This is a genomic window from Eubacterium sp. CAG:156 (genome assembly GCF_000434315.1).
In the GTDB taxonomy this organism is placed as follows: domain Bacteria; phylum Bacillota; class Clostridia; order Lachnospirales; family Lachnospiraceae; genus Eubacterium_U; species Eubacterium_U album.
Genome location: NZ_FR878152.1, coordinates 60,086 through 73,067 on the forward strand (window position 1 = coordinate 60,086; position 12,982 = coordinate 73,067).

General features: G+C 29.9%; 9 protein-coding genes. 2 read left to right on the plus strand and 7 right to left on the minus strand.

Annotated elements, in window-relative coordinates; genetic code table 11:
• Window positions 1–44 precede the first annotated feature (44 nt).
• A complete protein-coding gene (locus tag ABMA45_RS04740) occupies window positions 45–2,504 on the plus strand; it encodes a glycosyltransferase (RefSeq protein WP_022088739.1) in 2,460 nt (819 codons plus the stop codon).
• Between the two features lie 50 nt (window positions 2,505–2,554).
• Window positions 2,555–4,240, plus strand: a complete 1,686-nt coding sequence (locus ABMA45_RS04745; protein WP_022088740.1) for a CDP-glycerol glycerophosphotransferase family protein — start codon at window positions 2,555–2,557, stop codon at window positions 4,238–4,240.
• Between the two features lie 173 nt (window positions 4,241–4,413).
• On the opposite strand, the gene ABMA45_RS04750 is transcribed toward ABMA45_RS04745, so the two are convergent.
• The 7 genes from ABMA45_RS04750 to ABMA45_RS04780 all read right to left on the minus strand — a co-directional run bounded on the left by ABMA45_RS04750 (window position 4,414) and on the right by ABMA45_RS04780 (window position 12,980).
• The gene (locus tag ABMA45_RS04750; RefSeq protein WP_022088741.1) at window positions 4,414–5,055 is read right to left on the minus strand and encodes an immunoglobulin-like domain-containing protein; all 642 of its coding nucleotides are present in this window, start codon (window positions 5,053–5,055) and stop codon (window positions 4,414–4,416) included.
• 71 nt (window positions 5,056–5,126) lie between these two features.
• Window positions 5,127–6,296 carry a papain-like cysteine protease family protein gene (locus ABMA45_RS04755; protein WP_022088742.1) on the minus strand — a complete coding sequence of 390 codons (1,170 nt, stop codon included), beginning with the start codon at window positions 6,294–6,296 and terminating at the stop codon, window positions 5,127–5,129.
• Window positions 6,297–6,938: 642 nt separating this feature from the next.
• Window positions 6,939–7,664 carry a LytR/AlgR family response regulator transcription factor gene (locus ABMA45_RS04760; protein WP_022088744.1) on the minus strand — a complete coding sequence of 242 codons (726 nt, stop codon included), beginning with the start codon at window positions 7,662–7,664 and terminating at the stop codon, window positions 6,939–6,941.
• Between the two features lie 383 nt (window positions 7,665–8,047).
• On the minus strand, window positions 8,048–10,231 hold the full coding sequence (locus ABMA45_RS04765; RefSeq protein WP_022088745.1) for a bifunctional glycosyltransferase/CDP-glycerol:glycerophosphate glycerophosphotransferase: 2,184 nt from the start codon (window positions 10,229–10,231) through the stop codon (window positions 8,048–8,050).
• A 19-nt stretch (window positions 10,232–10,250) separates the two neighbouring features.
• Window positions 10,251–10,643, minus strand: a complete 393-nt coding sequence (gene tagD, locus ABMA45_RS04770; RefSeq protein ID WP_022088746.1) for a glycerol-3-phosphate cytidylyltransferase — start codon at window positions 10,641–10,643, stop codon at window positions 10,251–10,253.
• Window positions 10,644–10,656: 13 nt separating this feature from the next.
• Window positions 10,657–11,856, minus strand: a complete 1,200-nt coding sequence (locus tag ABMA45_RS04775; protein ID WP_022088747.1) for a CDP-glycerol glycerophosphotransferase family protein — start codon at window positions 11,854–11,856, stop codon at window positions 10,657–10,659.
• A complete protein-coding gene (locus ABMA45_RS04780; RefSeq protein WP_022088748.1) occupies window positions 11,853–12,980 on the minus strand; it encodes a CDP-glycerol glycerophosphotransferase family protein in 1,128 nt (375 codons plus the stop codon). Before ABMA45_RS04780 ends, ABMA45_RS04775 begins: the two co-directional genes overlap by 4 nt.
• Window positions 12,981–12,982 lie beyond the last annotated feature (2 nt).

Consider the following 12,982-nt stretch of genomic DNA (forward strand, 5'->3'; position numbering starts at 1 on the left):
TATACTATAATCTTCCTATATGTATATAGCATTAGGAGGTTTATATGCTAAGTAAAATTAAGACAAAATTAGGCAATTTCAAAGAAACTGCAAGACGTAGCAAATACGCGCATTATTATAAAGATTACGATATCGAAGACAATATTATTTTATACGACTCATATTTTAGCCGTGGAATGCTTTGCAATCCTTATGCAATTTTCAGAGAATTACTTTCAAATTCTGAATTTGACAAATACACTCATGTATGGGTTGTTGATGACCGTGTAGGAAACGAACCTGTTATGGAACAGTTTGCTGACCACGATAATATTTATGTCATAAGAAGGCATAGTAATGACCATTTGAAATATTTAGCGACTGCACATTATATTATTTCAAATGTATCTCTGCCTTTTTATTATTGCAAAAAGCCCGGACAAATTTTTGTCAACACATGGCACGGCACTCCTATAAAAAGCTTAGGATACGATATTCCGGGTTCAGCAGCCACTATTTCAAATGTTCTTAGAAATATGCTTTCTGCTGACTATATGATTTCTGCGAATCCATTTTTAACAGAAGTTTATTTAGATAAATACAAATTACGCGGGCTTTACAACGGAAGTATTATCGAGGAAGGTTATCCAAGAAATGACCGTCTTTTAAATTGTCCTAAAGAAGAAATAAAGTCAATTCTTCTTAAATATGGAATAGAACTTGAAAAAGATAAGCAGGTTATTTTATATGCACCTACATGGAAAGGTGCCGATTATAATAAGCCTGAAGTAAATCCTGATGACTATTATAATTTTAAAAGAGAATTGGAAGAATATATAGATACGGACAAATATCAGATTCTTCTTAAGCCGCACCAGGTTGTATATAAAGAGTTGGTAAAATCAGGTATGTTTAGCAATTCCTTAATTCCTGCTTTTATTGACACAAACGAACTTTTGTCTATTACTGATATTTTAATATCAGATTATTCAAGTATATTTTTTGATTTTTTAGCAAGCGACAAACCAGTGTTATTTTACATTCCTGACTTAGAAGAATATAAAAATTATCGTGGTTTATACATGGAACCTGACAAGCTTCCCGGACCTGCATTAACATCTGTTAAGGAAATTGGAAATTCTATTAACAATTTGGGTGAAGTTATTAATAAATATAAAGATAGTTATTCACAAGCCAAGAATTTTGCATGTCCATACGATGATGGCAATGTTTCTTCAAGAATTGTTGACATTGTTTTTAGAGGAAATACTTCTGATTCAAATGGTAATCCATACCGCATTATTAAATGTGAAAATACAAAGAAGAAATTATTATTCTTTGGCGGCGGACTTCGCATGAACGGAATTTCCACTGCTCTTAGAACAATGCTTGATTTCATCGATTATGATAAATATGACGTAACAGTTTATGCCGGCAATTTAAAATTTGCTGACAGTAAGGATATGATTTGTACATTTAATGATAAAGCCAGAATTTTTGCCAGAGTATCATATACTCCCGCCACATTTGGCGAGCAGATTCGAAATGACTTTTTAAGAGTTTTTGGATTTAATTTTCCTTTAATGAAGAAAATTTACCCAAAAGCAATGTATGACAGAGAATTTATTCGTTGTTTTGGCACAAGTGATTTCGACGCAGTAATTGATTACTCAGGATATGGTTCATTTTATTCAATTTTGCTTTTAAGTGCAAAAAATGCTAAGAAGCTTATTTGGCAACACAATGATTTATTAACAGATAAGAATAAAATCGTTAATCACAAAAAACCTCACAGCAGAGAACTTAGGGTTGTTTTTTCAACTTATCAGTTTTATGACAAAATTGTAGGCTGTTCAGAGGCAACGATGAAAGTTAATTTAGAAAAAATCGGATATAATGAGTTAAAGGATAAATGTTGCTTTGTAAGAAATGCTGCTAATTTTGAACGTGTAATAAACGGTTCTAAAGAATCCTATACAGCCGAATCTGCAGATGAAGCAGGTTTTCCTGATTTATTAAATAAAGACCTAATTTCATTTGTAAACATGGGCCGTCTTTCACCTGAGAAAAATCAGGCTGCATTAATAAAGGCATTTGCAAAAGCTTATGATGCAAATAAGAATTTAAGATTGTATATTATTGGCGATGGTGCCCTTATGGGTGAACTTAAAGGTCTCGTTCATAGTTTAAATCTGGACGGCAAAGTTATTTTAACAGGAAATTTGGATAATCCATTTATGCTTATGAAGGAATGTAGTTGTTTCATTCTTCCATCACTTCATGAAGGTCAACCTGTTTCCTTGTTGGAAGCACGTTTGTTAAAACTTCCAATAATTATGTCAAATTTCAGTTCCGCAGCTTCTTCATTATTTGACAACGGACAACTTGTAATTGGCAATTCTGTTGATGATATTTACAACGGATTAATTGCTTTTATAAATAATGAAGTTCCTACTTGCGAATTTGAATACGCCGATTATAATAATATTACAATCAAACAATTTGAAGATATTATTAATGAATAATTAATCTCTATCAAAAACATTATTTATAATTTTAAGAAAGGAATCGCCATATGAAATATACTGCTAATGCTCCGCAAGGTTTTAAGTATAAATTAAAACGTACAGTAAAAAAAATTGTTCAGCCTTTTCGTATATCCGAAAAAGATAAGGGCAAGTTACTTTATAACAAATTTCTTTCTATGCCGGTTAATGACAAATTTATTTTTTATGAAGCATTTGCCGGGCTAGGAATTTTGGACAACCCGAGAGCTATTTTTAAATATTTGTTAAATCAGGAGGATTTTAAATCATACACTCATATATGGTCTGTTGAAAATCCGGAACTTGCCGCAGATAATATTTCTGAATTTTCATCTTTAGATAACGTTATTATTGTAAAGCGTGAATCTGAGGATTATTACAAATATTTGGCAACAAGCAAGTATTTAATAAATAACTCAACTTTTGGATATTATTTTGAAAAGCGAAACAGCCAGGTTTATATTAATACATGGCATGGTGTTCCTACAAAATATATGGGATACGAGCATACTGCTGAAAGAGTGGAAAATGCCCGAGGTCCTGCACGTAATTTTCTTCTTGCAGACTATTTAGTTTCTGCAAATCAGTTTATGACTGAGGTTATGTATAAACGTGCTTACAAATTAGACGGACTGTTTCAGGGAAAAATTCTTGAATTAGGTCATCCGAGAAGTGATGCAATCATTAATCCTAATACTTTAGATGTTCACAGAAAACTTAACACTGCAGGCATTCACACTGATAAAAAGATTATTTTATATGCCCCTACATGGAAAGGCACTTTATATAATAATTTAGATTATAACGTAGAGGATTTTAAAAAGACCGTTGCCAAATTATCCGAAAATATTGACACTGAGCACTATCGTATTTATCTTCGTGTTCACTATTTCCTTTATAAGATTTTGGCAAATGACCCTGAATTAAGACCTATGTTAATTCCATTTACAATTGATACTAATGAATTATTATCTGTTGTTGATGTTTTAATATCTGATTATTCAAGTATATTCTTTGACTTTCTGGCAACTAAGAAACCTATTCTTTTCTACGTTCCGGATTTAGAAGAATATCAGTCAGGTCGTGGTTTATATGTTCCTGTCAGCAGACTTCCGGGATATGTGTCCTCCAATATAAATGACATTTCCATTACTCTTGGAAATATTTGTACATCGGAACTTGTTAATCCGATTCGCGAAAAGTATTTGGAACGTTACTCTAAACTTCATGAGGACATGTCGCAATGGTGTATTTATAACGATGATGGCAATTCCTGCAAACGTTTAGTGGATGTAGTGTTTAGAAGAGAACCTGTTTCTGAACTTGAAGGAAACGGTGTGTATTCTGTTATCAATGGCTTAGAGGCTCATAAAGAAAAGATTTTAATATGCGTAAATACTAATTATAACGATATGACATTTTATGAAAATCTTCGTAAGAAATTGGAATCATACGAATATAGAACAACTGATGTTACAATACTTACTACTTCCTTTACTGACACTAAATATAAAGTATATTTTAACAACAATATTCCGAAAGAAGTCCGTGTACTTGTATGGTATGCACTTCCTTATGTGACAAAATATAACCAGAAATTTTTCAAACGTGAAATCAAGCGTTCTTTAGGAAATGTGCGTTTTGACGAAGTCTTAATGGAAGGTACATTAACTGAATATTGGGCTGAATTTGGAAATGCAATAAAGAAATTGTAGGATATTTTTAATTCAATAAAAAATACGGATGATATTTAACTTATTTATATCATCCGTATTTTAGTTTACATAATTAATTATATTGTCATAATCCTCTAACAAATCTTCTATTATTTTAATTTGACTTGTAAGGAAATTACTGCATCCTGTTCTCTAGATGCATTATTCAAATTTTATTTTACTTCAAATTTTTCTGATATTTGCAATTTCTCTCCTGTCTCCATTATTTTGCAATTAAATGTTATTCTATATGTTCCAGAACTTGCAATATTATATATATTGATGGGTTTATTAATTGTATAATTTTTACCGGCAGCAACATATACATATGGAGATGAACTTACAATCGCCTCTTTTAATCCTACACTCTTCCACTGATTATTCTCGAGTTTTTCTATTATTCCATTTGTATTAATTTGTAATAATTTATCTGAAGTATTATTAATTACAGTATTTATATGTTCATCCTGTTTATTCACTGTTGCTTTTACAGTCTTTGTATTAGCATCTACTGTATTTTTCTTTACAACTACTGTTATTTTCTTTACCTCTTTGTCCTTTATTAATTTAACTTTAACTGTTCCTTTTTTTATTGCCTTTATCGTTCCATTTTTTACAACTTTCACAACTTTTCTATCTGAAACTTTAATTTTAAATTTCTTCCACCCTGTATTTGTAACTTTGGCTTTTGTTCCTTTTTTCATTACAATTTTCCTACAATCTGAAGCATTGTAATTAATTGTCGATGCTTCAACAGGAATTGCCAATACAGATATTGCCAAGATAGTTATTATAAATAGTTTTGTTTTATTCACAATATACCTCCACTAGTTTTAGTTATATTTTATTAATGCTATTGATATTTTACACTTTAAGTAATTGCAGTTTAATAAAATGCTGATATCCAATTGTTAAATATTAATCCATTACCGTCATTATAATAAAAATCTGTACCTTCCTCATAATCTAAAACAGAAACTGGTATATGATTTACCACATATAAGCCACTATTTGCATAATTAGGATCCATATAAACGTAATAATATTTTCTTAAATCTGTTCTATAATAGCACCCACACAATACAACTGAATGTCCCACTGTCAAAGACTGTCCATCTGGCGAATAAAAGAAATTACACATAATTGGATTTCTACTACCTAATTTCTGCATAATTGTATTAAATGACACTCTATGTGAAACATATGTCATAGGCACACCATATAAATTCCACATCCTTTGTATCCAATCATCTGTTCCAATTGGTGTTGCTCCATAGGCATTTTTTAAGGAATTATACACATTTTTTGTGGTAAAATTCGTATTCAATTTAAAATCTATAATACTTGCTCCAGCTGCCGCCCAGCAGATTCCACCATTTATATTATAATTTTGTCTAAACGATACATCATTCATATAATATAATATTTTATTTGAAGTACTCGATATTTGGCTTGGTGTTCTATAATGAGAACCCACTGTTACATTTTTCGCATTATATCCTTTTGTTTGAATAACTTTATCTACTTCACCATCAATTTTATCACTCTGTATTTCTATATTTTCACTTTCGTCAATAACTTTAATTTTTTTAGCATTCGTATATTCACTTTCACTTTTTTTAGTTTTTCCTGCATCTTTTCCTGATATATGTTCTTCTATATCTCCATGAACAATAGACAAACCATCTTCATTTGATTTTACTAGAATTTTTTCATTGTCTGGAATATACTTGTCAAAATTGCCATACAAAAAAGCTGTTACTTTTTCGCCATCTATTTCCGAAACATTAACCGCTCCAATTTTTTTACCATTCACAGCAACAAAAAATATACTTTGTTCCTTACTATTTTCTAACATAAATTTTTGACTCACACCAATTTCATCGGAATTTGTATAGCCTAATCCTGCTAAATAATCTTCTAATTCATTAATCACAAACTCTCTTATCGTATTGCTATTAGAATTTTTTGTTTCTGCATACACCCCCATTTGTCCCCAAACAATGATATCTAATACTACTATCCAAAAAATTACTGCTTTTCTTATCTTATCCATAATAAACCTCCTACAAATTAATTTTATTTGACTAGTCTATTATTTATATACTCTATCCAAGTATAAACATCAATATAATTGGCTATTTTTACGTTTTTAGGTCAATTTTTGTATTTATATCTATCTTATTAACTTTGTACTATTAATATTGTCTTAATTTCATGCTTTTCCCATCTAATGTAATTTATTGTAAATACCTATTATTTTTTTGCTATTTCATTTATTTTTTTGTTTTACATTTTCATATCTCGACTAACTATCTCTTCTTCATATTTATATTTTGAACTAAAATTGAATCTTTATTAAAAACATTAAACGAAATATATTCCCTCAAAAATTAATTCTATTTTTTCAATTTCAACATACATTATCGACGCCATAATTCCATTACTCAAATTTGACATTAATATATAATACTTTAATATTTGAAAATCTATTTTTCGTCTTAAGTTTAAAACATAATTTCTAAGCCTCATAAAAATATATATGTAACATAACCTCAATATAATCATAATTATAAAATGCTTCTCTTTACACTCTATACTTCTAAACATTTCACTAGACGATGCTGAAATTATGATTGCAAACATATTATAAAGTTAATCAAATTATTAAACATTACTTTTTCCACTATTTTATATTTTATTTTTCTAAGTATTTAGCAAAATTTGTTCTGAACTCTTGTATTTTTGATCTCGAAATTGTCAATTTTTCTCCATTTGGAAATTCCAATTCATTTGCTCCATTTATTTTAATATATTTTAAATTCACAATATAACTATTATGTGCATAACTAAATCCGAATTCTTTTATTCTATTATAAATGTCAATCATTCTTTCGTCACATATAAAACAATCAGTTTCTAATTGTTCCACTATCTTACTTGTATGTATAACACTTCCTCTTTTTGCAATAGAAATATAATAAATTTTATCAATACTAATTTTAAACTTAATACAATTGTAATGTACTTCTATTTTTTTTTCATTTTTTTTCATATAGTTAATTATTTCTCTGACTTCTTTAACCATCTTTTCTCTGCTGTATTCTTTTAGTAAATATCTAAAAGGCATTGTTTTAAAAGAAATTGGATTTGGTTCATATATTCCAGAACAAAACACAAGAATTGTATCTTTGTAAATTTCTCTTATTTTAAACGCTAGGTCATAACTTTTCATGTTTTTTAATTCGACACTTAATATAATTAAAGAATATTCTATATTTTTTTTTAATGCATTTATAAATAATTCTCCTGACTCGTATTCATAATATTCTGTATTATTATAATTCATCCCCAGTTCTATGATTATTTTTTTAATATAATCAATGAATTCTTTATCATCATCACAAATTGCTATTCTATACATAAACATCTCCCATTTATTATTTTATATTTTTTCACTTTTTTCGCATATATATTTGTCTTATTTTAATACATTAAATATTTTATCATAATAATCGGTGCAAAAAATTTTTTTGCGTAACTTGTATCTTTTTTTGCATAACTTGTATTTTTTGTAATTACATACGCTACATAACACAAAAATAGTTAGCCATTCAGTTCGATTCCGCTTCGCTCTAACATCACTGTGGCTAAGCGCCACATGCCTTGCATTACTAGTTAGCCATTCAGTTCGATTCCGCTCCGCTCCATCTCACTGTGGCTAAGCGCCACATAACACAAAAAAACCAAAAGAACCATTTTATGCAAGCATAATGGTTCTTTTGGTTTTTTGTGTTGAATGGCTAACTAGTTTCCAAATACAGCTTTTACGACTCTTTCGGCTGCATGTCCATCGTCTATGCAACAGAATCTGTCATAAAATTCTGCGTATTTGTCTTTGTATTCTTCTGTTACTTTATCTATATTTTTAATTGCTTCCACAACTTCATCGTTTGTCTGAAGTATTGGTCCCGGAAGTTCTTTTTCTACGTCAAGATAGAATCCTCTGAGTACATCTCTGTATTTTTCCAAATCATACATGTAATAAAGAATTGGTCTCTTTAAGTTCGCATAATCAAAGAATACAGATGAATAGTCTGTCATACAAATATCTGAAATCATGTATAACTCAGTTATGTCATCATAATCACTTCCGTTATATACAAATCCCGGATATTTAGATAAGTCGAGTTGGTCTACAATCCAATAATGCATTCTAAGAAGCACTACATATTCGTCTGAAAATTCTTTCTTTAATCTGTCCAAATCGAGGGCAAGTTCAAATTTATATTCACCTGCATCATAGTAATTATCATCACGCCATGTTGGTGCATATAAAAGTACCTTCTTGTCTAAAGGAATTCCAAGTTTTTCCTTGATAGCCTTTGAGCGTTCCTCTAAATCCTCTGCGTAAAGAGGGTCATTTGCAGGATAACCTGCTTCAAGGATTTTTTCTTTATCAAATCTAAAGCAGCTTTGGAATTTTTCTGTTGAAAATGGATTGTCTGACAATAAATAATCCCATCCTCTTGACTGCTTATATACAATGTTTTTGTAATGTGGATTAGCCGCATGTACATCATCCATATCAAATACAAGTCTCTTTAAAGGTGTTCCATGCCATGTTTCAAGCATTATCTGCCCTTCTTTTCTAGGAAGCCATGTTGGCTGTCTCATATTGTTAACCCAGTATTTAGAACGTGTCATATAGTAAAAATATCTTAATCCAAATCTTTTTACAGTTGTATGTTTTCCATCAATCTTAATACCTTTTTTATCTACAATCCAAATGTATTTATATTTGTCACCGTAAACTTTCTGCATATACTGATATACATACTTAGGCTGTCCTGAATAATTTCTTCCTACAAAACTTTCAAATGTTACCCAGTTTTCCTTCATGCTCATTTTATAGAAAATATGAAGGTTTACAGCTCTTAAGAACTGTCTCTTATTTGTAAGCATTTTTCCAAGTTTTTTCTTAATCAAAATAATATTTGTCCAGCGCTTCATTGCTTTTAAATTATTTTTTCTAACCTTGCTTATCAATACCTTATGTAAAAATGGCATTGTAACAAGTGATTTTTTATCTGTCTTTGCAATAGCTGTCTGGAATGGCACAAGTCTTTCATTATCCCACTTAGGATCTTTATCCCAATGGAATCTTGGAGCATAAAATCTGACAAAATATTTGCAGATTATCTCTTCCATATGTGCTTTTATCTTTTCATTATCTTTTGCATATTCAATAGCGAGATTATAACTTGCTATGTAATGCTGCTCTCTATTTTCATCTACAATCTGATTAATTGAAGGATTATCCTCTTTATCATTATGATAACGCTTTACATAAATTGCATTTTCATCACATTTATAATTTTTTACACAACACATAACCTTTGTAAAGAAAGGTGCGTCAGCATAATACAACTGATTTTCGTCAAATCTTATATCGTTATCATCTAAGAAACTTTTTCTGTAAAGCATTCCAAGTACTGTTACTGTTTTTAATCTGTTGTACATGTTATATCTGTATTGGAAAATATCATTGTAAGTATATATCTGTTTCTTATCTTCGCTGTCGTTATCTTCATTTTCACCTTTTTGCTCTTCGTTGAAAGCTTTTTTCTGGAACCATGTATACATAATATCTCCATATGCAACATCATCCTCAGGTGTCATTAATTTTACTAATTTTCCAATTGTATCGCCGTCAAGATAATCATCTCCATCAAGGAAATAAACAAATTCCCCTGTTGCCTTTTCAAGTCCTAAATTTCTAGCTGCGGAAACACCATGTTTTCCTTCTAATCTGAATAATTTAATCTTTGCGCTTTCTTTGTATTTTTCGATTACTTCAGACGGATCATCTTCATTTCCATCTACAACAAGGATTGTCTCATAATCCTGAAATTCCTGCTCTGAAATACTTTCAAGACAATCTTCCAAATATGCCAATCCTTTTTTGTGTGTAACAATAATGCTTACCATTACTTTGCTCCTTTGAACCTTATTTCTTGTTTAAATCCTTTTTAATCTGTGTTGTTGAAATGTCCGGTGTTCTTGGTAAATAAACAACTTCGCATAAATCCTTAAGGAAGTCAAATTTGCCTTTCCAGTCATCTCCCATTACGAAAGTATCAATATTATACTTTTGTACATCAGATCTCTTCTGGTCCCAATTTTCTTCTGGAACTACTAAGTCTACATATCTGATTGCTTCCAACATTTTCTTTCTGTCTTCATATGAAAAATAGCATTTTTTCTGTTTTTCATTCCAGTTAAATTCATCTGTTGAAAGAACAACTACTAAATAGTCTCCTAATTCCTTAGCTCTTCTTAATAAATTGATATGACCATAATGCAACAAATCAAATGTTCCATAAGTAATTACTCTTTTCATTGGTTAATCTCCTTTAATTTATAATTTTTTCCAATGCTCTCCTGCTGGAATCACTTCCATCAAGATAATTAAATTTATTATTAAATTGCAGATATTTATTATCTACATTAAAATCGTTTAATGACCCTTCTATTGCATCTGCGAGTTCATTCTCATCTCTTACAATTCTGCCGGGTAGTTCATTTACATCTATATAAAAATCCCTAAGCTCATTCTTATATTCTTCATAATCATACATATAGAATATAATAGGTCTTTTAAGATTTGCATAGTCAAAAAATACTGAAGAATAGTCTGTTATAAGTATATCACTGATTACATACAATTCATTAACATCTTCTACATTTGACACATCATACACAAATCCTGCATATTTTGAGAAATCAATTCTTCCCGAAATAAAATAATGAGCCCTAAATAATATAACGCAATTTTCTCCAAATTTATCTCTCATTTTATCAAAATTCATAAAATTCTGAATTTTAAAACCATCTTTTGCACTATATTTGTTATCTCTAAATGTTGGTGCATATAAAATAACTTTTTTATCCATTGGAATATTAAGTTTTAATTTTATATTTTTGCATTCATCATCAGTAAATTTAAACAAATAATCATTTCTCGGATAACCTACAGTTAACACTGCATCTTCTTTTCCAAATTTCTTCAAATCAAATGCTGAAATAAACTTTTCTGTACAGTATTGTGACGGAGAAATCATATATGTAATTTTTTCAGCCTCTCCATCGTAAATTTTTTGAATATTTTCATATTTAGTCATTGCATTTCCTGTACATGTAATGTCGCATCCTATTTTTTTGAGAGGTGTTCCATGCCATGTCTGGACGAAAACATGTTTTTTGCCCGGTTTCAAAAATAACCTTGTATTTGAATTAACTATCCAATACTTTGCTTTTGTCAACGCCTTATAATATGAGTAACTTTCAAATTTAACAAGTTGAGTATTTTTTTTATTACTAAAATCTTCTCTGTCTGTTTTTCTCAAACCCCAGAAAAATGAAAAATCTTTATATTTATCATCCTGCTGCATTTGCAAATACATTGCTTTTGGACTACAGGCAAAGCTTCTTCCCTGAAATGACTCAAAAAACACAGCCTTTTCATCAGTTTTTGTTGTGATTTTTGCAATAAAAAACAACATTCTTTTGTATAGAAGCATAATGCATCTCAACAAATCTTTTATTTTTTTCATGAGTTATGTCTCCTAAATACCTTAGCTACAACTCTTTCACAGCTTTTACCATCATTGTAGAAATTTATTTTTTTATTTAACTCTCTACGTTCTTTAGCGTATCTGTCATTTCCTTCTATTACATCTTCTATAAAACTTAGAACATCACCATAATTAGATATTTTATATCCTGGCATGTAATCATACGGATTTTCAAATACAAAACCTCTGTTTTTTTTGTACTCTTCTATGTCATCTACCGTAAATCCAATAGGTCTGTCTAACATCATAAAATCAAAATAAACTGATGAATAATCTGTTATAAGTGCGTCTGCTGCTCTAAGTAATGAATAAACTGTCATTTCAGATTTATTCAACTGTTCCTGTGTAACAAATTCTATATATGAATATTTTTTCATCTCACCTGACAATTTTTGAAGGGGATGAATCTTTACTATAAGCTTAGCATTTCTTAATTTTAGCATTTCATTTAATTCAAGTGCCTGCCTTTCAGTAAGCACCGGTGTTGGAAAATCTTTTTCCTCATTTCTGTAAGTTGGCAACCACAAAATAACTTTATCGGCACCTCTTCTTACAGCACCATCCATGATAGGATTTTCCTTGAACATTTCATCGTTTCTAGGTTGTCCTGTTATAATTACCTGTTTTTCATTGCAGTTAAAACTTTTCATCAAAATAGGATTAAATAATTCTGATGTAGAAACTATATCAGTAAAAAAATTATAATCTATTTTTTCTAACCCTGACTCCATGTTTCCTATCTTCTTTAACGGCATACCGTGCCACAAATTAACAACTGTCTGTTTTTTTGATGGCTTAATAGGATATTTGCCAAAGCAATAGAAAGCATATTTTGCCTTCATAAAATACTTAATGCCCTCTTTATTGTTTACAAATGTAACATTCTCAGGGGCATTGTCCTTATAGTCTTCATAATCATTTATGCTTACTACAAACTTATAGCCCATATTGAATTTTTCCTCAATGAGGTAATCATACATAGCTTTAACATTGTCCCTAAATCCTAAATTAGAATAAAAGAATATAAGCCTGCTATCCTTTGCAGTAAATTTATTTAATATTGTTAAGGGCTTAAAAAAAAGCCTTAATACATTCTTGTTCATTT